The organism is Sphaerotilus sp. FB-3 (assembly GCF_023706025.1).
Taxonomy (GTDB): Bacteria; Pseudomonadota; Gammaproteobacteria; order Burkholderiales; family Burkholderiaceae_C; genus Sphaerotilus; species Sphaerotilus sulfidivorans.
In genome coordinates this window covers 152,660-172,463 of sequence record NZ_BQWE01000017.1, presented here as the reverse complement: position 1 = coordinate 172,463, position 19,804 = coordinate 152,660, and the positions used below count along the sequence as shown (strand labels likewise).

General features: G+C 71.8%; 16 protein-coding genes and 1 pseudogene. 9 read left to right on the top strand and 8 right to left on the bottom strand.

The window, feature by feature from the left end; genetic code table 11:
* The first annotated feature begins 62 nt into the window (after positions 1-62).
* From rarD to NFT33_RS10415, 4 genes are read left to right on the top strand one after another with little or no spacing between them, the layout of a single operon-like run.
* A complete protein-coding gene (gene rarD, locus NFT33_RS10430) occupies positions 63-938 on the top strand; it encodes an EamA family transporter RarD (protein WP_251675133.1) in 876 nt (291 codons plus the stop codon).
* Positions 935-2,326: a TAXI family TRAP transporter solute-binding subunit gene (locus tag NFT33_RS10425; protein ID WP_251675131.1), complete on the top strand. Its 1,392-nt coding sequence runs from the start codon at positions 935-937 to the stop codon at positions 2,324-2,326. The genes rarD and NFT33_RS10425 overlap by 4 nt, the downstream gene beginning before the upstream one ends.
* The gene (locus tag NFT33_RS10420) at positions 2,323-4,143 is read left to right on the top strand and encodes an aminopeptidase P family protein (protein WP_251675129.1); all 1,821 of its coding nucleotides are present in this window, start codon (positions 2,323-2,325) and stop codon (positions 4,141-4,143) included. The genes NFT33_RS10425 and NFT33_RS10420 overlap by 4 nt, the downstream gene beginning before the upstream one ends.
* Before the next feature lie 46 nt (positions 4,144-4,189).
* Entirely contained in the window at positions 4,190-4,453 is a 264-nt protein-coding gene (locus tag NFT33_RS10415) for a hypothetical protein (RefSeq protein ID WP_149503825.1), read from the top strand.
* 150 nt (positions 4,454-4,603) lie between these two features.
* Here the strand turns inward: NFT33_RS10415 and NFT33_RS10410 are convergent, their stop codons facing one another.
* The 3 genes from NFT33_RS10410 to NFT33_RS10400 all read right to left on the bottom strand — a co-directional run bounded on the left by NFT33_RS10410 (position 4,604) and on the right by NFT33_RS10400 (position 11,285).
* On the bottom strand, positions 4,604-6,085 hold the full coding sequence (locus NFT33_RS10410; RefSeq protein WP_251675127.1) for a methyl-accepting chemotaxis protein: 1,482 nt from the start codon (positions 6,083-6,085) through the stop codon (positions 4,604-4,606).
* 275 nt (positions 6,086-6,360) lie between these two features.
* Positions 6,361-9,126 (bottom strand): zinc-dependent metalloprotease, encoded by a 2,766-nt coding sequence (locus NFT33_RS10405; RefSeq protein ID WP_251675125.1) that lies wholly within the window; start codon positions 9,124-9,126, stop codon positions 6,361-6,363.
* 95 nt (positions 9,127-9,221) lie between these two features.
* Complete coding sequence (locus tag NFT33_RS10400) at positions 9,222-11,285, bottom strand: NAD(+) synthase (RefSeq protein ID WP_251675122.1); 2,064 nt, start codon at positions 11,283-11,285, stop codon at positions 9,222-9,224.
* Between the two features lie 87 nt (positions 11,286-11,372).
* On the opposite strand from NFT33_RS10400, the gene NFT33_RS10395 reads away from it, so the two are divergent.
* Positions 11,373-12,593 carry a GNAT family N-acetyltransferase gene (locus NFT33_RS10395; protein WP_376744148.1) on the top strand — a complete coding sequence of 407 codons (1,221 nt, stop codon included), beginning with the start codon at positions 11,373-11,375 and terminating at the stop codon, positions 12,591-12,593.
* A 9-nt stretch (positions 12,594-12,602) separates the two neighbouring features.
* Positions 12,603-13,958 carry a DUF1615 domain-containing protein gene (locus NFT33_RS10390; protein ID WP_251675120.1) on the top strand — a complete coding sequence of 452 codons (1,356 nt, stop codon included), beginning with the start codon at positions 12,603-12,605 and terminating at the stop codon, positions 13,956-13,958.
* Positions 13,959-13,970: 12 nt separating this feature from the next.
* Here the strand turns inward: NFT33_RS10390 and NFT33_RS19400 are convergent, their stop codons facing one another.
* From NFT33_RS19400 to NFT33_RS10370, 5 genes and pseudogenes are all read right to left on the bottom strand, one after another.
* Positions 13,971-14,144, bottom strand: a complete 174-nt coding sequence (locus NFT33_RS19400; RefSeq protein ID WP_446829367.1) for a HepT-like ribonuclease domain-containing protein — start codon at positions 14,142-14,144, stop codon at positions 13,971-13,973.
* Positions 14,145-14,254: 110 nt separating this feature from the next.
* Positions 14,255-14,335: pseudogene (locus NFT33_RS19395) on the bottom strand (HepT-like ribonuclease domain-containing protein); the annotation flags it as partial.
* A gap of 32 nt (positions 14,336-14,367) precedes the next feature.
* A complete protein-coding gene (locus tag NFT33_RS10380; protein WP_149503831.1) occupies positions 14,368-14,658 on the bottom strand; it encodes a nucleotidyltransferase family protein in 291 nt (96 codons plus the stop codon).
* A gap of 70 nt (positions 14,659-14,728) precedes the next feature.
* Positions 14,729-15,544: a DUF3047 domain-containing protein gene (locus NFT33_RS10375; protein WP_251675118.1), complete on the bottom strand. Its 816-nt coding sequence runs from the start codon at positions 15,542-15,544 to the stop codon at positions 14,729-14,731.
* A 31-nt stretch (positions 15,545-15,575) separates the two neighbouring features.
* Positions 15,576-16,511 (bottom strand): LysR family transcriptional regulator, encoded by a 936-nt coding sequence (locus tag NFT33_RS10370; protein ID WP_251675116.1) that lies wholly within the window; start codon positions 16,509-16,511, stop codon positions 15,576-15,578.
* 103 nt (positions 16,512-16,614) lie between these two features.
* On the opposite strand from NFT33_RS10370, the gene NFT33_RS10365 reads away from it, so the two are divergent.
* The 3 genes from NFT33_RS10365 (at position 16,615) to NFT33_RS10355 (ending at position 19,792) form a co-directional block, all read left to right on the top strand.
* Complete coding sequence (locus NFT33_RS10365) at positions 16,615-17,712, top strand: 4-oxalomesaconate tautomerase (protein WP_251675114.1); 1,098 nt, start codon at positions 16,615-16,617, stop codon at positions 17,710-17,712.
* Positions 17,713-17,743: 31 nt separating this feature from the next.
* Positions 17,744-18,706: a Bug family tripartite tricarboxylate transporter substrate binding protein gene (locus NFT33_RS10360; protein WP_251675112.1), complete on the top strand. Its 963-nt coding sequence runs from the start codon at positions 17,744-17,746 to the stop codon at positions 18,704-18,706.
* Positions 18,707-18,865: 159 nt separating this feature from the next.
* The gene (locus NFT33_RS10355; RefSeq protein ID WP_251675110.1) at positions 18,866-19,792 is read left to right on the top strand and encodes a LysR family transcriptional regulator; all 927 of its coding nucleotides are present in this window, start codon (positions 18,866-18,868) and stop codon (positions 19,790-19,792) included.
* The last annotated feature ends 12 nt before the right edge of the window (positions 19,793-19,804 follow it).

Here is a 19,804-nt window from a genome sequence, read left to right as displayed (position 1 = left end):
CGGACATGAAGCGGGCCGGCGGTTATCCTCGCGCTCATGCAAGTTCAAGAACACGGCGACTGATGCGCGCCGGCATCCTCCAGGCCGCTGCGGCCTATGTCATCTGGGGACTGTTTCCGCTGTATTTCCGGCTGCTTCAGGGCGTGGGCGCGCTGGAGGTGCTGGGGCACCGCATCGTCTGGTCGCTGCTGTTCCTGGTCGGGGTGCTGGGCATGCGACGCCAGTGGAGCTGGCTGCGCCCGGCGCTGGCCGACCGGGCGGTCATGCAGCGCTTCATCGCCAGCGCGCTGCTGATCGCGGCCAACTGGTTCATCTACATCTGGGCGGTCTCGCAAGGCCGGGTGGTGGAGTCCAGCCTGGGCTACTTCATCTCGCCGCTGGTCAATGTGCTGACCGGCTGGCTGGTGCTGAAGGAGCGGCTGCGGCCGGCGCAGTGGCTGGCGGTGGCCATCGCCGCCGCGGGCGTGATCTGGCTGACCTGGACGCAGGGCGCGGCACCCTGGATCGCGCTGGCGCTGGCGGCCAGCTTCGCCAGCTACGGGCTGCTGCGCAAGACCGCCTCGCTGGGGGCGCTGGAAGGCCTGACGCTGGAGACGATCCTGCTGGGCCCGCTGGCCATCGCCGGCCTGCTGTGGGCGGTGGCACAAGGCCAGGACAGCCTGACGCAGGTGCCGCTGCACCAGCAGATGCTGCTGCTGGCGGCCGGGCCGCTGACCGCCATCCCGCTGCTGCTGTTCGCCGGCGGCGCGCGGCGCATTCCGCTGAGCCTGCTGGGCATGCTGCAGTACATCGGCCCGACGCTGCAGCTCGCGCTGGGCGTGTGGGTCTTCGGCGAGCCCTTCGCCGGCGGCCGCGCCCAGGGATTCATGATCATCTGGGCCGCCTGCCTGATCTTCAGCGCCGAGCTGCTCTGGCGGCACCGAAAGGAGCGGCGATGAGGCTGCAACTGCGCAGCGCGCTGCTGTCGCTGCGCGATCTGCTGCTGACCGGCGGGCCAGTGCTGCTGCTGGCCATCGGCCTGTTCTGGCTGGCCTACCGGGTGCTGGATCCGATTCCGCCGCAGCGCATGGTGCTGGCCACCGGCGGCGCCCAGGGCGCCTATGCCGAGTTCGGCCGGCTCTACCGGGACGCGCTGGCCCGCCAGGGCATCGAGGTCGAGCTGCGCGCCACCCGCGGCGCGCTCGACAACCTGGCGCTGCTGCGCAGCGGCGAGGTCGATGCCGCCTTCGTGCAGGGCGGCGCCGACATGCTGCGCAGCGGCGACGAGGACCGTGCGCCCGACGAGCTGCTCAGCCTGGGCGCGCTGTTCCGCGAGCCGGTCTGGATCTTCTACCGCGAGGACAGCGCCCGCGCCCGGCTCGGCGGCGAGCGGCTGGAGAGCCTGTCGCAGATCGCCGAATGGCGGCTCAACGTCGGCCAGGAGGGCAGCGGCATCACGCATCTGATGCATCGGCTGCTGATCGCCAACGGGCTGGAGCCGGCGAAGCTGCCGCTGTCGCAGCTGCCGACCACGCCGGCGGTGATGGCGCTGCTCGACGGCCGGCTCGATGCGCTGGCGCTGGTGTCGGCACCGGAGTCGCCGATCGTGCGCATGCTGCTGATCACGCCGGGCATCCGGCTGTTCGACTTCGCCCAGGCCGAGGCCTATGCGCGCCGGGTGCCGCAGGTGGCGCCGGTGCTGCTGCCACGCGGCGTGGTCGACCTGGCGCAGGATCTGCCCGGACAGGATGTGCGGCTGGTGGCGGCCACCGCTTCGCTGCTGGTGCGCGAGGACACGCATCCGGCGCTGCAGCAGCTGCTGGTGCAGGCCGCACGACGCATTCACAGCGAGCCCAACTGGTTCCAGGACAAGGGGGAATATCCGAAGGCGCAGACCGGCGACCACCCGCTCTCGCCGGAGGCGCAGCGCTTCTACGCCTCCGGCGAGCCGCTGCTGCAGCGCCATCTGCCCTTCGGCTATGCCAACCTGATCGACCGGATGTGGGTGGTGCTGCTGTCGATCGTGGCGGTGCTGATCCCGCTGTCGCGGGTGGTGCCGCCGCTGTACAACTTCCGGGTGCGCTCGCGCATCTTCCGCTGGTACGGCCTGCTGCGCGAGATCGAGCAGCAGCATGCCGAGGGCAGCCGGCCGCTCGCCGCGCTGCGCGCCGAGCTGGATCAGCTCGATGCGCGCATCGAGCGCCTGCCGGTGCCGCTGAGCTATGCCGACGAGCTCTACTCGCTGCGCAGCCACATCGCGATGGTGCGGCAGCGCCTGGACGGCCCCGCCAGCCCCGCCAGCATCTCTCCCGCGTCCCCAGACGATCCTGCCCGGACATCGACATGACCCACTCGCCCTCCCCGATCCCCGCCCGCCTGGCCGCGCTGCGCCAGGCGCTGCTGCGTCACGACCTCGCCGCGGTGCTGGTGCCCTCGAGCGACCCGCACCTGTCCGAATACCTGCCCGAGCGCTGGCAGGGCCGGGTGCACTTCTCCGGCTTCACCGGCTCGATGGGCACGCTGGTGGTCACGCGCGACCGTGCCGCGGTCTTCGCCGACAGCCGCTACTGGACCCAGGCCGAGGCCGAGCTGGCCGGCACGACGGTCGAGCTGGTGAAGATCCCCACCGGCGCGGCCACCCACCCCATCGACTGGCTGACCGCCACGCTCTCGCCCGGCCAGACGCTGGCGGTCGACGCGGCGGTGCTGGGCCTGGCGGCGGCGCAGATGCTCGCCGGCGCGCTGCAGCGCCACGGCATCGGCCTGCGCACCGACCTCGACCTGATGGCCGAGGCCTGGCCGGAACGCCCCGGCCTGCCGGCCGCGCCGGTGCGCGAGCATCTGGCGCCGCACGCGGCGGTGCCGCGCGCCGAGCGGCTGGCGGCGGTGCGCGCCGGCCTGGCCCGCCACCGCGCCAGCCACCATCTGGTCTCGACCGTCGACGACATCGCCTGGATCACCAGCCTGCGCGGCTCGGACGTCGACTACAACCCGGTCTTCCTCGCCCACCTGCTGATCGGGCCGACGCGCGCCACGCTCTTCGTCGCGGCCGGCAAGATCGACGCGGGTCTGGCCGCACGGCTGGCCGCCGACGGCATCGACCTGGCCGGCTATGCCGAGGCCGCCCCGGCGCTGGCGGCGCTGCCGGCCGACGCGGTGCTGCTGGTCGACCCGAAGCGCATCACGCTGGGCCTGCGCGAGGCGGTGCCGGCCGTCGTGCAGGTGGTCGAGGCGATCAACCCCAGCACGCTGGCCAAGAGCCGCAAGACGCCGGCCGAGGCCGCCTTCATCCGCGAGGCGATGGAGAAGGACGGCGCGGCGATGTGCCGCTTCTACGCCTGGCTGGAGGCAGCGCTCGGCCGCGAGGCGATCAGCGAGCTGACCATCGACGAGCGCCTGACGGCCGAGCGCGCCCGCGAGGACGGCTTCGTCAGCCTGAGCTTTCCGACCATCGCCGGCTTCAACGCCAACGGCGCGATGCCGCACTACCGCGCCACGCCCGAGTCCTTCGCCGAGATCTCCACGCCCGACGGGCTGGTGGCGGAGGGCCTGCTGCTGATCGACTCCGGCGCACAGTACCTGGGCGGCACCACCGACATCACCCGCGTCTGGCCGATCGGCGCGCCCTCGGCGGCGCAGAAGGCCGACTTCACCCGGGTGCTCAAGGGCACGATGGCGCTGTCGCGGGCGCGTTTTCCCGCCGGCACGCTCTCGCCGCACCTGGATGCGCTGGCGCGCGCGCCGCTGTGGGAGGCGGGCCTGGACTTCGGCCACGGCACCGGCCACGGCGTGGGCTATTTCCTGAACGTGCACGAGGGCCCGCAGAGCATCTCGCGCGCGATGCCCGACGCCTCGATGGCGATGCAGCCCGGCATGATCACCTCGATCGAGCCGGGCCTGTACCGCGACGGCCGCTGGGGCATCCGCATCGAGAACCTGGTGCTGAACATCAGCGTCGGCCATCCCGACGAGTTCGGCGAGTACCTTGCCTTCGAGACGCTCACGCTCTGCCCGATCGACAGCCGCTGCCTCGAGCTGTCGCTGCTGCGCGCCGACGAGCGGCAGTGGCTGAACGACTACCACGCCGAGGTGCGCCGCCGCCTGGCGCCGCGCCTGGACGGTGCCGCGCTCGACTGGCTGCTGCGCCGCACCGAGCCGGTCTGAGCCCCGAGCCGCCTTCCCTCTCGACCCCCGACCAAGGAGACTGCCGATGAGCACCCGCCACCTCGACACCCTGCTGATCGACTTCCGCAGCGGCGAGCTGGACGCCACCGCGCTGGCGCACGGCTTCCGCGACACCGCCGCACACTGGCCCGGCCTGCCCGAGCGCTACAGCCAGGTGCTCGGCCAGCTGCTGATGCAGGTCGAGTCGAGCGCGCTCTTCACCGAGGAGAGCTGCAGCTTCAGCCGCGGCGACCTGTCGGACGCGCTCGGCCAGTGGCTGGCCAAGGCGCGCCAGGTCGCGCCGCACTGAAAAGGAACGGGGCCGGCATCGCTGCCGGCCCCGACCTCTCCCCCTCGACCGAGAGCCGCCACCCCTGACGGCTCTCGCCCCGTTCAACCTCGTTCCATTCTTTCGACTTCGCTCAGCCTCGAGCCTTCTTGTCTTCGGGTTCCATCTGGGTCAGAAACGGGTCCAGTCGCCGCCGCCGCCGTCATTGCCGTGTCCGTCGTCGCGACGGCGCCGGGGCTGCGGCTGCGGGCTCGGCTCGATGCCGTCGAGCGCGCCCCAGTCCGAGGACGGGAACGGCGGCAGCGCCGGCGGCACCTCGCCACGGGCCTTGACCCGGGCGCTGTGGATCGCGTGATGGGCATTCCAGGCGGCCTGCTGGGTGCGCTGCAGCAGCTGGAAGGCATTGACCACCTTCTGCAGCCGCTCGGCCTGCTGGCGCAGCGCCTCGGCGGCAGTGGCACTCTGGCTGACCACCGACTCGTTGTGGCGGGTCAGCTGGTCGAGCTGCTCGATGCTGCTGCCGGTCAGCTCGGCCTGCACCGCCGACGGGTCGCGCCCGTCCTGGTCCGGGCTGCTCAGCTCGACGATGTCGGTCATGCGCTGCACCGAGACGATCAGCGCATCCATCGTCGCGTCGGCATCGCGGGCCAGGCGGCCACCGAACTCGACCTTCGCGGCCGAGGCGGTGACCAGCTGCTTGATCTCGCGCGCCGCATTGCCGGCGCGCACCGCCAGCGCCCGCACCTCGCCGGCCACGACCGCAAAGCCCTTGCCCTTGTCGCCCGCCTGCGCCGCCTCGATCGCGGCCTGCAGCGCCAGCAGATTGGTCTGGAAGGCGATGCTGTCGATGGTGCCCAGGATCTCGGAGATCTGGCGGCTGGACTGGCGGATGTCCTCCATGTTGGCCACCACCTGCGAGACCACGTCGCCGCCCTGATGGGCCGCGGCCACCGCGGTGTCGAGCAGCTCGCGCGGGGTCAGGCCGGTCAGCGGCATGACCAGATCGCTGCTGGCCACCGGCGCCGGGCCGTCGGCCGGCAGCGCGGCATCGGACGGAGCCGCCGGCCCGGTCGACGCCGTGGCCGCCAGCGAGGCAGCCGCCGGGGCTGCGGCGGGAACGGTGGCCGGAGCCGCCACCGGCGGCACCGAGGCCGCGACCGGCGCCGGTGCCGCCAGGCCCTGGCCCGACTGCGCACGGGCCAGCACCTGCGACAGCAGCGGCGTGAAGCTCTCCGGCAGCGGCTCGTCGGCCATCTCGTCGGCCGCGGCGGCCCGGCCCTGGCGGCGCAGGCGGTCGCGCAGCTCGATCAGCGCATGCTGGAGCTGGCCGAACTCGTCGGCGCTCATCTTCGGCGCCGCAGCGGTGTCGTCGCCGTCGGCCAGACGCTCGGCGAAGTCGAGCGTGCGGTCCAGCGGCCACTTCAGGCTGTCGACCATCAGCCAGGCGACCATGCCGGCCGCCACCATCGCCGCCGAGCCGATCAGGCCCAGCATCTGGCGCTGCGACTGCAGCGCCGGATCCTGGCCCAGCAGCAGCAGCCCGGCGCAGGTCAGCACCATCAGCAGCGCGACCAGGAAGCCGAAGCCCCAGGCCAGGCGGGTGGCGACCGGCAGTCGGCTCAGGGCGTCACGGGAATCTCGCAGGGAAGGCATATCGGGTACAGCTCCGCAAAGTCGGATGGGTCTGGGCCCCGATTCTGTTCAAGGTCTACATGTCGATAAATACGTCACGATCTGACACCTTCAGGATGAACTGCGAGGTCTGAAACCTCCACCCTGCGTGCCGGGGTGCCGGATCCCGCAAACCGGTCTTTCCCGCCGAATCACCCGGGCCGGAACTGAGGGATATGCCCCGCATCCAGGGGTTCTGCGGGGCCCCTGCCGAAGGGGGCTTCCGCGGCCCGGAACACCCGGTCACATCGCCATCGTCACACGCCCGCTCGCATCACCCGGGCCTGCATCGCCTCGCGCAGGCGCTGCGCGCTGCCCTTCAGATGGGCCAGCGTTTCGGGTGACGCATCGGAACGATAACGTACCCGGTCCAGCCGTGCCAGCAGTTCGCGGGCCTGGCGCTGCATCTGCATGCGCATTTCCGCACGTCCGGCCGCCGGCGGCGCCAGCAGCCACTGGGTCAGCAGCGTGATCTGGTCGCGCTGCAGCGACTGCCGATCCGCATCGATGGGCTCGCCGGAGCTCAGGTCGGCCCACAGCGTCGCGGTCAGGCGGCTCTGCAGTTCCTCGAGCGACAGGCTGCCCAGCGCCGGGTCGGCGCGGCCGGTGCCGTCGAGCAGCCGGCTGCCCAGCGCCTCGCCCATCAGCTCGATCAGCATCTGGCGCTGCATCTCGGCGAGCTGGCGGGCCGGGTTGAAGTCGGTGGCGACCGCGCTCTGGCCCGACAGCATGGCCTCGCTGCGCTCGAGATAGTCGGGCGCCAGCCGGCGCTGCAGCGCCGGCGAGACGGTCAGCGCCTGCGGCGACAGCAGCTCGCCCAGCAGCAGCTCCAGCGCACGGCGCTGCTCGGCCAGCGGCAGCGGCTGCAGCGGATCGCGGCCGGTGCCGGGCGCGTCGCGCAGCGTGCGCAGGCCGCCGAGCTGGCGCATCAGCATCGCGGTGGAGCGGCCGACATCGCGCAGCGCGAAGCCCACCACCCGGCGCAGCCGCGCCGGATCGGCATCGGCGGCCAGCGGCTGCGCCTCCAGCCGGGTCAGCAGATCGCGCGCGATGCCCAGGCGCTTGCGCGCGAAGGCCACCGGATCGCGGCCCAGATCGCCCTGCAGCGTTTCCGGGTCGAGCCCGGCGATCACATCCTCGTCGGTGCCGAAGGCCAGCTCCGGCTCGCCGCTGCGCGCGGCGATGCACGCCAGCGTCGCGGCCTCCTCGGCCGGCGCGATGTCGCGGTAGGCATAGTCGATCGCCCAGTAGTCGTAGGGCCCGAGCGTGGTCTGGAAGGCCGCGGCCTGCGGCTGGCCGCGTGCGGGCAGATTGATGCCGGCGTATTCCATCACCGAGCCGGTCAGCGCATGGCGTCGGGTGAACTCGGGGTCTGACAGCTGCGTCTCGTCGCGCACGGTCGAGGCGCGGAAGTTGTGCCGCAGCCCCAGCGTGTGGCCGACCTCGTGCATCGTCACATCCTTCAGATAGGCAGCGACGAAGGCCTCGGCCTCGGGGCCGGCCGGATCCAGCCCTTCGCGCACCGACAGCACGTCGAGCGCATAGCCGAGCTGCTCGGCCGCCAGATCGGCATGCTGGCAGGCGGCCGGCAGACCCGGCGCGCCCAGATCGGGCGGCTGCGCGAAGACCGGCGCCGGCGTGGCGATCACCTGGCTGCGCAGCGTGCGCAGTGCACGCGAGCTCAGGCTCTCGATGGCGATGTCGGCGTCGAGGATCTCGCCGCTGCGCGGATCGACATGGCTGGGGCCGACCGCGCCGAACATCGCCGTCGCATTGGTCATCCAGCGCACCGAGGCGATGCCGGTCTCGAGCGTGTCGAAGTCGGCATCGTCGGGCTGGACCTTCACGACGATCGCCTCCTTGAAGCCGATGGCCTCGAAGGCACGGTTCCACTCCAGGATGCCGGCGCGGATCGGCTCGCGGTAGCGCTCGGGCACGCTGCGGTCGATCCAGTAGACGATCGGGCGCACCGGCTCGGACAGCGCGGCGGCCGGATCCTTCTTCTCGAGTCGCCAGCGGTTGATGAAGCGCTTCTTCGGGCTGCGGGCGAACTCGTCGCCGAAGTCGCTGACCGAGGTGACGAAGTGGCCGATGCGGGCGTCGGCCGCGCGGGTGCGCATCGGCGCGGCCGGCAGCCGGGTCAGCGACAGATGCTGCTGCACGAACAGGCTGCGCGGATCGGGCAGCGTGGCCGGCACCGAGGGGCCGGCACCGGCCGGGGTGCCCGGCTGCGCGCTGGCCAGCGCGCCGGTGGCGAAATGCTGCTGCACCGTCAGCGCCAGCAGCTCCGGGGTGCCGCGCACCGCGGTGATGCCGGAATGGCGTGCATCGAGCGCATAGCCCTGGCGGTAGCTGCGCTGCAGCTGCGCGCCCACGCCCATCAGGTCGGACAGGAAAAGCGCCGAGGCATCGACCAGCACCGTGCGGCGCTCGGGATGCGGCTGGCTGAGCACCGCCGCGCTGGCCAGCAGGCTGGGCGAGAAGGCCGCGGCCACCGCGCGGGCCTGCGGCGTGCCGGCGGCGGCCACATGCGCGGCATTGCGGGCCACCAGCCGCACCTGGTTGAACACCCGCACGAACTCGACCCACTTCGCGCCGCCGGCACCGCCCCGCCCGCCCATCAGGCCGCCGAGCACGCCGCCCTCGCCGATGCCGCTGGCCAGTTTCGGCGACAGGAAGAAGGGCACGCCGAAGTCCTTCTCGGACAGCTCCAGCCAGACCTTCTCGTCCTTCTGCCAGACCGGGATCAGCCCGTCGATGCGGCGCGCCTCGCGCACCACCTGGGCAAAGGGCGGCAGCGCCGGCACCGGTGGCGTGGCCGCCGGCGTGGCGGCAGGTGCCGCCCCCGGTGCAGCGGCAGGCGCCACCGCGGATGCCGCGACCGGTGCCGATGCCGCGGGGCTGCCCGGCGCCACCGCCGGCTTGGCAGCGGCCGGGGGCGTCGCGGCGGCCACCGGCGGATTCGGACGGCCGGCCGGCGTGGCGCAGCCCGCCATCAGCAGGGTCGCCGCCAGCGCGATCACGGACAGCGAGGACGGGGGCGGGAGAAGAAGGCAGCAGCGCATGCGGACTCGGTTCGATCAGATCGGGGTGAGCCGCATTGTGACCGTGCAGGCCCTCAGCGCTCGGGCACCTGCTCCAGATCGCCCAGCCAGACCGTGGCTTCTGCATCGCTGGGCGCGCGCCAGTCGCCGCGCGGCGACAGCGAACCGCCCGAGCCGACCTTGGGCGAGTTCGGCACGCAGCTGCGCTTGAACTGGCTGGTCTTGAAGAAGCGCCACAGGAAGGTGCGCAGATGGCGGCGGATCTCCGCCAGCGGGTAGGCGTTGCGCGTGGTCACGCCCTCGGGCCAGCGGCCGGCGGCCGCGTCGCCCCAGGTGTGCAGCGCCAGGAAGGCGACCTTCGACGGCGCGAAGCCCGAGCGCAGCGTGTGATAGAGGTGGAAGTCCTGCAGCTCGTAGGGACCGACGCTGGCCTCGCTGGACTGCTGCGGCTGGCCGGAGGCGTCGCCGGGCACCAGCTCCGGGCTGATCTCGGTCTCGACCACATCGATCAGCGCGCGGCTGCAGGCCTCGCCGAACTCGCCGCGTGCGGCCACCCAGCGCACCAGATGCTGGATCAGCGTCTTGGGCACGCTGGCGTTGACGTTGTAGTGCGACATGTGGTCGCCGACGCCATAGGTGCACCAGCCCAGCGCCAGCTCGCTGAGGTCGCCGGTGCCGACCACCAGCGCGTCCTGGTGGTTGGCCAGGCGGAACAGGTGGCTGGTGCGCTCGCCGGCCTGCACGTTCTCGAAGGTGATGTCGTAGACCGGCTGGCCACTGGCGTAGGGGTGGCCGAGGTCCTTCAGCATCTGCTCGCAGCTCGGGCGGATGTCGATCATGCCGCCGCCGCAGCCGATCACCTCCATCAGCCGCATCGCCTGGTCGAGCGTGCGCAGGCTGGTGGCGAAGCCCGGCATCGTGTAGGCGAGGATGTTGGCGCGCGGCAGGCCGAGCCGGTCCATCGTGCGGGCGCACACCAGCAGCGCATGCGTGGAGTCCAGCCCGCCGGAGACGCCGATCACCAGCTTTCTCAGCCCGGAGGACTGCAGCCGCTTGACCAGCGCGCTCACCTGGATCTGATAGATCTCCTCGCAGCGGGCATCGAGCCGCTGCGGGTTCGACGGCACATAGGGGAAGCGGTCGAAGACGCGGCGCAGCGGCAGCACCTCCTCGTCAGGGTGGCGCAGCGCGAAGCGCACCGTGCGCCAGGCGACCAGCTCGCCGCGGTGGCGCGCGACGCTGGCGGCAAAGCTGGTCTGGCGCATGCGCTCGCGCGCGAGCTTCTCCAGGTCGACATCGGCGCAGACCAGCTGCGCGTCCGCGCGGAAGCGCTCGGACTCGGCCAGCAGCGCGCCGTTCTCGCAGATCAGCGCCTGGCCGTCCCAGGCCAGATCGGTGGTCGACTCGCCCGGACCGGCCGAGCTGTAGAGGTAGGCCGCCAGACAGCGCGCCGACTGCTGCGACACCAGCGCGTGGCGGTAGTCGGCCTTGCCGACCGTCACGTTCGAGGCCGAGAGGTTGACCAGCACGGTCGCGCCGGCCAGCGCCGCGAAGGACGAGGGCGGAATCGGCACCCAGACGTCCTCGCAGATCTCGACCGCGAAGGTCAGCGGCGCGTGCGCCAGGCCGGTCTGCGCCGCGAACAGCAGCTGCGCGCCGAAGGGCACGGTCTGGCCGCACAGCGTCACCTCGGTGGCAAGCGCCTGGCCGCCGGGGCTGAACTGGCGCGCCTCGTAGAACTCGGCGTAGTTCGGCAGGTAGGACTTCGGCACCACGCCCAGCAGCCGGCCGTCGAGCACCACCGCCGCCACGTTGTAGAGGGCGCCGTCGACCTGCAGCGGCAGACCCACCACCGCCACCGCGCCCACGCCGCGCGAGGCCTCGATCACCTCGGCCAGCGCGCGCTCGCAGCCCTCGAGCAGCGCGCGCTGGTGGAACAGGTCCTCGCAGCTGTAGGCCGACAGACCCAGCTCGGGAAAGGCGACCAGCACCGCGCCCTGGCGCGCGGCCTCGCGGTGCAGCCGGACGGTCTCGGCGGCATTGAAGGCCGGATCGGCGACACGGCACACCGGCACCGCGACCGCCACGCGCGCGAAGCCGTGGCTGTAGAGATTGAGGAACGGATCCCGGGGGTTCAAGGCAGGCGACTCCGAAGTCAGACGGGTTCACGGGGAATGCCGAACTGTAGCCGCTGCGGTTCCAGGGGCCATGCGAACATCGCCCGCATGACGGACGCCGCCCTTCCGACGACCCCTCCCCGCCCCAGCCCGGCCCGGCCGCCCCGGCTGCGGCTGCAGATGCACGACGACCCCGGCCGCATCGACGCCGCCGCCTGGGATGCGCTGCTGGCGGCCTCGCCCGCGCCGACGCCCTTCCTGCGCCATGCCTTCCTGGCGGCGCTGCACACCAGCGGCAGCGCCTGCGCCGCCACCGGCTGGCAGCCGGTCTTCATGACGCTGACCGACGAGAACGACGCCGGCGTGCTGCGCGCCGGCGCCGCGCTCTACCTGAAGAGCCATTCCTACGGCGAATATGTCTTCGACTGGGCCTGGGCCGACGCCTGGGAACGCGCCGGCCAGCGCTACTACCCGAAGCTGCTGGGCGCCGTGCCCTTCACGCCGGTGCCGGGCTCGCGGCTGCTGGCGCGCGACGCGGAGGCACGCGCGGCGCTGCTGGTCGCCATCGAGGCCTTCGCGCGCGAGCAGGGGCTGTCCTCCGCCCACCTGCTCTTCCTGGACGAGGCCGACCGCGCGGCGGCCACCACGCAGGGCTGGCTGCTGCGCGAGGGCGTGCAGTTCCACTGGACCAACCGCCAGCCCGAGCCCTATGCCGACTTCGCCGACTTCCTCGCCCACCTCTCGCGCGACAAGCGCAAGAAGATCGCGCAGGAACGCCGCTATGTGCGCGAGGCCGGCATCACCTTCGACGTGAGGCGCGGCACCGAGATCACCGAGGCCGACTGGGACTTCTTCGCCCGCTGCTACGACAACACCTACCGCGAGCACCGCTCGACGCCCTACCTGAGTCGCGCCTTCTGGGCCGAGATGGCGCGCGCGATGCCCGAGCACTGGCTGATGTTCGTCGCCCGGCGCGGACCCGAGCGGGTGGCGGCGTCGCTGATCGCGATCGATACCGAGCGGCGGGTGGCCTACGGTCGCTACTGGGGCTGCACCGAGCCGGTGGCGCATCTGCACTTCGCCGCCTGCTACCACGAGCCGCTGGACTGGTGCGTGCGCGAGCGCTTCCTGCGCTTCGAGGGCGGCGCGCAGGGCGAGCACAAGATGGCGCGCGGCCTGCTGCCGGTGACGACGACCTCGGCGCACTGGCTGCGCCACCCCGGCTTCGCCGATGCGGTGGCGCGCTTCCTGGAACGCGAGACGGCCGGCGTGGAGGCCTACGTGGGAGAACTGCGGGAGCGCAATCCCTTCCGGCAGGGCGACCGATAATCGCCGCCCATGAGATCGTCCGCCCTGCGCCTTGCCGCCCTCGCGCCCCTGATGGCCACGCTGGCCGCCTGCACGACCCTGCCCAGCGACCGCCGCCCCGCCCCATCGCCCTGGCCCTCGCCGGCCCCGGCGCCTGCACCGGGCACGCTGCCACCGGTCTTCACCCTGCCCCCGGCGCCTGCGCCCGGACCGGCACCGACACCCACGCCGGTTCCGCTGCCGGTGCCGACGCCCCCGCCGGCGCCGGCCCTGCCGCCGCTGCCTCCGGCTCCGCCCCCGCCTCCGGCCCCGGCGCCGGTCAGCGCCGCCGAGGTGCGCGATGTCGCACTGCGGGTGCTGCCGCCCAACCTGAGCGACCGCCGCCGCTGGGCCGAGGACATCGGCACCGCGTTTGCCGCGCTGTCCATTCCGGCGCAGGCGCACAAGGTCTGCGCGCTGGCCGCGGTGATCGAGCAGGAATCGACCTGGCAGCCCGATCCGCCGGTGGCCAATCTCTCGAAGATCGCCAAGGCCGAGCTGGACAAGAAGCGCGAGCGCTTCGGCATCCCGAAGGCGGTGATGGACCTGGCGCTGTCGAAGACCTCGCCGGACGGCCGCACCTACCAGCAGCGCCTGGACCGGCTGCGCACCGAGCGCGAGCTGTCGGATCTGTACGAGGACATGATCCGCGAGATCCCGCTGGGCGCGCAGCTCGCCGGCGGCCAGAACCCGGTGCGCACCGGCGGCTCGACCCAGGTCAGCATCGCCTTCGCCGCCGACCACATGCGCGAGAAGCCCTACCCCTGGAAGCCGGCCGGCAGCGCGCGCGAGGAGGTCTTCAAGCGCCGCGGCGGCCTGTATTTCGGCGCGGCGATGCTGCTGGACTATCCGGTGTCCTACAACCGCATGCTCTACCGCTTCGCCGACTACAACGCCGGCCTCTACAGCAGCCGCAACGCGGCAGTGCAGTCGCTGCTGGCGCAGCTCACCGGCCAGAAGATCGACCCGGACGGCGACCTGCTGCGCTACAAGGGCCGCGAGCCGCTGTCGCCGCGCAGCGATCCGAGCCAGGCGTGGCGGGCCTTGCTGGCGCTGCAGGCCGAGCTGGGCGTGAACGCCGCGCAGATCGAGCGCGACCTGAAGCTGGAGAAGCAGTTCGCCTTCGAGCAGTCGGTGACCTACCGGCGCCTGTACCAGCTCGCCGAGCGCCGCGGCCTGAAGCCCGCCCGCGAGCAGCTGCCCGACATCGACCTCAACAGCCCGAAGATCACCCGCAAGCTCACCACCGCGTGGTTCGCCGATCGCTGCGAGGCCCGCTACCGCACCTGCCTGGCGCGCGACGCCGCCGCCGCCTCGCTGCCGCCGGCCAGCGATCCGCGGCCCTGAGGCGGCAAGGGGTCAGCCGCTGGCCGCCCCCGGGAGATCGTCCTGCCCTGAACCGATCTGCACCGCACGGCACAAGACCGGCAGTTGGCGCAGCAACTCGGGCAGAGCGATCTGCACCGTGTCCCAGACCACATCGAGGTTGATGTCGAAGTAGCCATGTGCAATCCGGTTGCGCATGCCGCGCATGCCGCGCCACGGCACAGCACGGCAGAGTGGGCCTGCGCGAAGTCCGGATGCGCGTCCATGACCTTGGTCGCTGCCTCGCCCAGGATGATCAGGCTCATGACGACGGCCTGCTGCGTGCGCCGATCGGAGAGAAAGGCGGCCTTGTCCAGTCCGTCGACAAAGGTGCAGGCATCCGATGCGGCCTGCGCCATGTGCTCGAGGTAGTCGGGCAGTCGGGGCGCGCTCATACTGGCCGCGCCTGCGCCAGCACCTGCCCCCGGAAAGACACCGGCAGATCACCCGGCGTGCGCACATCGACCGGTACACCGAGCAGGGCCTGCAGTTCGTCCTGCAAGGCGCCGAGGTCGAACAGCGTCGCGCCAGGCAGCGCATCCACCAGCAGGTCGAGATCGCTGCCATCGCGGTCGCGCCCATGCAGGGTGGAGCCGAACACGCGCGGGTTCGCGGTACGGTGGCGGGCTGCGGCCTCGCGTACGGCGGGTCGCAGGGCATCAAGGGCTTCGGACGGGCGCATGAGAGGCTTCGGCGAATTCAATGGCAAGACCAGAATACACCGCCTGAACGAAAAAAGACCGGCGCCCGCCTCACCCCCCGGCCAGCGCCGGCATGTCCGCCTCCGGCGCGGGCAGGCGGATGTCGCCGTAGAGCGTCTCGACCGCGCCGCCCAGGTCGTCGCTGTCGGTGAAGACGCCGACGCTGCGGATCGGGCCGGGCTCGCGGCCGAAGACGGCGCGGTAGTCGGCCACCAGATCGCGGCGATGCCAGCGCCAGCGGCCCTGCTCGGCCGCGCCGCTGTCGACGACCAGATAGCGGATGCTGCTGCTGCGCGGATAGGCCACCGCGGCGCCCACCGGCAGCTGGCCGTCCCAGACATACATCAGCGTCGAGTGCGGCAGGGTGTGGCCGGTGAACAGCTCGACCTGCTCGCGGAAGATCATCTCGCGCAGCGACAGGCCGGAGAGATCGCCGTCGAAGGCCACCACCACACGCGCCGGGCAGTCGTCGCGGCTGTCGTCGTCGCTGCGGGCCTGCTCGGGCACCTGCGAGACGCACCAGCCGAACTCCAGCCAGCGGTACTCGCCCGGCTCGCGTCGCAGGTCGTGGCGCAGGCCGGTGGCACCGCGCTCGGAGCGGGCCTGCAGCACGGTGCGGCCGCTGTCCGGATCGGGCACGGTGCGGTAGAGCGTGTCGCGCCGGTCCGGGCGCATGCGGTGCGGCACCCAGCCCGGCGCGCTCTCGGAGAAAGGCATCACCGGCCGCAGCGACGACAGCGGCGGCACCGCAGCCGCCACCGGAACCATCGGCAGCCAGGGCAACAGCGCCAGCGCACCGGCGCGGCGCAGCCAGGACCGGCGCGACGCGGCGCCACGGTCATCGGGGAAATCGGTCGACATATCCATGCGCGCACGGTAGCGCCGGAGCATGTCGGCTTCAGGACAGCCCCGCCGGGCGACTGGGACCCCGGTCTTCGGGCTGCGACTGCAGCTCCATCAGGAAGGCATGCAGCTGCTGCGCGGCCGGCGACAGCGAACGCCCGCGACGCCGGATCACGCCCATCGTGCGCCGCACCACCGGATCGGTCAGCGCGATGCTGACCAGCAGGGGATGGTCCGCGGCCGGCATCGCCATCGCCGGCACCACCGCCACCCCCAGGCCGGCCTCGACCAGGCCGAGCGCCGTGGTCACATGCTCCGTCTCGAAGATGCTGCGGGGGCGCTCATGCAGGCTGGCCAGCGCCTGGTCGAGCAGCACCCGGTTGCCCGAGGACTGGCTGATCGAGATGAAGTCGTAGCGTGTCAGCGCGCCCCAGGTGACGCTGCGCTCGCGGGCCAGCGGGTGATCGCGGCGGCAGGCGGCCACGAAGCACTCGTCCCGCAGCGGCTGGAAGTCGATGTCCGGCTCCTGGCTGCCGATGAAGTCGAGACCGAAATCCGCCTGCCCTCGCGCCACGGTCTCCAGCACCTCGTTGGCCCCGGCATCCAGGATCCGGACCCGGATCTTCGGATAGACCTCGTGATAGCGCCGCACCACCTGCGGCAGGAAGTAGTAGACCGCGGAGGGCACGCAGGCGATGCTGACCTCGCCCATGCGGGTGGCCGACACGCCGCGGATGCCCAGCAGCGTCGCGTCCAGGTCGTCGAGCAGGTCGTTCACCTTGCGCGCGAAGTCGCGGCCCACGGCGGTGAGCGTCACGCTGCGCGTCGTGCGGTCCAGCAGCCGCACGCCCAGGGCATCCTCCAGCTTCTCGATGCGGCGGCTGAAGGCCGGCTGCGACAGGTTGATCGACTCCGCCGCCTTGCGGAAATTCTGCAGCTCGGCCACCGCGCGGAAGGCCAGCAGGTCGTCGAGATCGAAGTTCAGGGCCATGGAGGGAGTCCTGGAGAGGTCGTCATGATTGATGCTTTCAGTCTATCAATTGATCCCAACAATGCAATTCACATGCATCGATCAGGACAGGATGATCCGTTCCATGCAAGCGATCACCCTTCCCTGTGTCCTGATGCGTGCCGGCACTTCGCGCGGCCCGTTCTTCCTGCGCGACTGGCTGCCGGCCGACGAGACCGAGCGCGACGCGACCCTGATCGGCGCGATCGGCGCGTCGGATCTGCTGCAGGTGGACGGCGTCGGCGGCGGCAGCACGCTCACCAGCAAGGTCGCCATCGTCTCGCGCTCCGGCCAGCCGGACTGCGACGTGGACTACCTGTTCGCGCAGGTCGGCGTCGGCCAGCGTTCGGTGGACACCCGGCCCAACTGCGGCAACATGCTCTCGGGCGTGGCGCCCTTCGCCATCGAGCAGGGCCTGGTCGCCGCGCAGGATGGCGAGACCACGGTCCGCGTCTTCAACGTCAACACCCGGTCGCGCATCGACGTGACCGTGCTGACGCCGGAGCGGCGCGTCACCTATGAGGGCCAGGCCCATGTCGACGGCGTGGCCGGCACCGCCGCCCCCATCCGGCTGAACTTCCTGGACGCCTGGGGCTCGGTGACCGGCTCGGTCTTCCCGACCGGGCAGCGCATCGACCTGATCGACGGGGTCGAGGTGAGCTGCATCGACGCGGCGATGCCGCTGATGATCGTGCGCGCCGCCGACCTGGGCGTGACCGGCCGGGAATCGCCGACCGAGCTGGATGCCAACCCGGTCCTGCTGGAACGGCTGGAGCGGCTGCGCCTGGCAGCGGGCGAGCGCATGGGGCTGGGCGACGTCTCGGCCAGCGTGATCCCGAAGCCGGTCCTGGTCAGCCGAGGCCACGACGACGACAGCGTCACCTCGCGCTACTTCACGCCCCGCCGCTGCCATGCCTCGCATGCGGTCACCGGCGCCATCGGCGTGGCCACGGCCTTCGCCCTGCCGGGCACGGTCGCCAGCGGACCGGCGGTGGTGGCCGGCGTGCGCAACCTCGCGGTGCTGCACCCCCAGGGCCGCATCGATGTCGAGGTGGCCATCGAAGGCGAAGGCCAGGACGCCCGCATCCAGCGCGCCGCGCTCGTGCGCACCGCCAGAAAGATCCTTCAAGGGGAGCTGCATATCCCCGACTACGTGTATTCCCCGTCCGATCGCACGCCGTGAAGCCTGCGAATTCCATCAAGGAGACAAATCCATGACGAAACATCTGATTCCCGCCACCCTGGCCGCCGTGCTGGCTGCAGCAGCCCCGATCGCCCAGGCTTTCCCGGAGAAGACGATCACGATCGTGGTGCCGACCGCCGCGGGCGGTGGCAACGACGCGATGGCCCGCACCATCGCCCAGAAGCTGGGCCCGCTGCTCGGCCAGACCGTCATCATCGACAACCGCGCCGGCGCCAACGGCTCGATCGCCAGCGAGTTCGTCGCGCGCGCTCCGGCCGACGGCCACACGCTGATGGTCGGCTACATCGCCACCCACGCGATGAACCCGGCGCTGCAGAAGCTGCGCTACGACCCGGTGGCGGACTTCGCGCCCATCGGTCTGGTCGGCTATTCGCCGACACTGATGGTGGCCAACACCAATGTCCCGATCAAGGACGTCAAGGACCTGATCGCCCAGCTCAAGGCCAAGCCTGACCGGTATGCCTATGCCTCGGCCGGCAACGGCACCGCACCGCACTTCGCCGCCGAGCTGTTCAAGCTCAGCGCCGGCGTGGAGATGCTGGGCGTGCCCTACAAGGGCGCGGCACCCGCGGTGAGCGACACCATCGGCGGCCAGACGCAGGTGATGTTCCCGAGCCTGTTCACCGGCGCGCCGCATGTCAAGAGCGGCAAGCTCAAGGGCCTGGCGATTGCCGGCCCGAAGCGCTCGCCGCTGCTGCCGGAGGTGCCGACGCTGAAGGAGCTGGGCGTCAACGGCGTGGACGTGCAGCAGTGGTATGCGGTCTTCGCACCGGGCAAGACGCCCAGGCCGGTGGTCGAGAAGCTGAACAAGGCGCTCAACCAGGTGCTCAACGACAAGGAGGTGATCAAGCGCATCGAGGATCACGGCGCCGACGTCGAGACCAGCACGCCCGAGCAGCTCGGCGACATGGTCAAGTCCGAGCTGGGCAAGTGGAAGGACGTGGTGCAGAAGGCCAGGCTCACGGCAGACTGATCCGGCTTGCAGCACATGCCCGCCGGACGCGGCAACCGCACGGAGAAACGGCGTGCGAGCCGCCCTGTATATGATCCGGCGAACGATCCGGACCAGCCCGGCGTGATGGTGGACCGGGGGCTCGCCCGGTCGGCCTGACGCCGGCATGACGACGCGACCATGGAACTCCGCCAGCTCCGCTATTTCATCCGCGTCGTCGAACTCGGCAGCATGGGCCGTGCGGCGGTGGAGCTGGGCGTCGTCACCTCGGCCCTGAGCCAGCAGATCAGCCGGCTGGAGAGCGAGCTGTCGACGCGGCTGCTGCAGCGCAGCGCCACCGGCGTGCGGCTGACCGACGCCGGCGTGGCCTTCTGGCGCCAGGCGCAGCTCGTGCTGCGCCACGCCGACGAGGCCGCCCGAGCCGCGCAGCAGGCGCGGCTGTCGGGCCATGTCAGCGTCGGGCTGGCGCCGTCGACCGCGGCCGTGCTCGGCCTGCCGCTGATGCAGGCGATGCGCACGCGCTATCCGGATGTGCGGCTGCACCTGGTCGAGAGCCTGTCGGGGCATCTGACGCAGATGCTCCATGCACGCCAGCTCGACCTCGCCGTGCTGTTCCGGTCGGAGGCGGCCCGACGCTGGAGCGTGATGCCGCTGCTCGACGAGGCGCTGTTCGTCATCGGCCCGGCATCGCTGCCCGGCCTGCCGCCGGGCGAGACCGCGGCGCTGGAGAGCCTGGGCTCGCTGCCGCTGATCCTGCCGAGCGGACCGCACGGGCTGCGGGCGCTGCTCGAACAGTCGTTCCAGCGAGCCGGCCTGGTGCCCTGCATCGCCGCGGAGATCGACGGACTGGCACTGCTGATGGACGCCGTCCGCGCCGGTCTGGGCGCGACGATCCAGCCGGGGTCCGCGGCGGCCCGACTGCCACAGGCCACGCTGCGGCTGATTCCGGTCGCAGAGCTTCATGCGCGACGGCCCAGTCTGCTGGTGAGCCTGTCGGACGACGAACTCTCCCCCGCCGCGCTGGCCACCCGGGTCACGCTGACCGACGTGGTGCGCACGCTGGTGCGAGAAGGCCGCTGGCCGGGCGCCTGTCTTCACGATCACTGAAGACCTCTTGCC

Coding starts and splice junctions, on each gene's coding strand:
- rarD (WP_251675133.1), top strand. CDS start 63: ATGCGCGCCGGCATCCTCCAGGCCGCTGCGGCCTATGTCATCTGGGGA.
- NFT33_RS10425 (WP_251675131.1), top strand. CDS start 935: ATGAGGCTGCAACTGCGCAGCGCGCTGCTGTCGCTGCGCGATCTGCTG.
- NFT33_RS10420 (WP_251675129.1), top strand. CDS start 2,323: ATGACCCACTCGCCCTCCCCGATCCCCGCCCGCCTGGCCGCGCTGCGC.
- NFT33_RS10415 (WP_149503825.1), top strand. CDS start 4,190: ATGAGCACCCGCCACCTCGACACCCTGCTGATCGACTTCCGCAGCGGC.
- NFT33_RS10410 (WP_251675127.1), bottom strand. CDS start 6,085: ATGCCTTCCCTGCGAGATTCCCGTGACGCCCTGAGCCGACTGCCGGTC.
- NFT33_RS10395 (WP_376744148.1), top strand. CDS start 11,373: ATGACGGACGCCGCCCTTCCGACGACCCCTCCCCGCCCCAGCCCGGCC.
- NFT33_RS10390 (WP_251675120.1), top strand. CDS start 12,603: ATGAGATCGTCCGCCCTGCGCCTTGCCGCCCTCGCGCCCCTGATGGCC.
- NFT33_RS19400 (WP_446829367.1), bottom strand. CDS start 14,144: ATGCGCGGCATGCGCAACCGGATTGCACATGGCTACTTCGACATCAAC.
- NFT33_RS10380 (WP_149503831.1), bottom strand. CDS start 14,658: ATGCGCCCGTCCGAAGCCCTTGATGCCCTGCGACCCGCCGTACGCGAG.
- NFT33_RS10375 (WP_251675118.1), bottom strand. CDS start 15,544: ATGGATATGTCGACCGATTTCCCCGATGACCGTGGCGCCGCGTCGCGC.
- NFT33_RS10370 (WP_251675116.1), bottom strand. CDS start 16,511: ATGGCCCTGAACTTCGATCTCGACGACCTGCTGGCCTTCCGCGCGGTG.
- NFT33_RS10365 (WP_251675114.1), top strand. CDS start 16,615: ATGCAAGCGATCACCCTTCCCTGTGTCCTGATGCGTGCCGGCACTTCG.
- NFT33_RS10360 (WP_251675112.1), top strand. CDS start 17,744: ATGACGAAACATCTGATTCCCGCCACCCTGGCCGCCGTGCTGGCTGCA.
- NFT33_RS10355 (WP_251675110.1), top strand. CDS start 18,866: ATGGAACTCCGCCAGCTCCGCTATTTCATCCGCGTCGTCGAACTCGGC.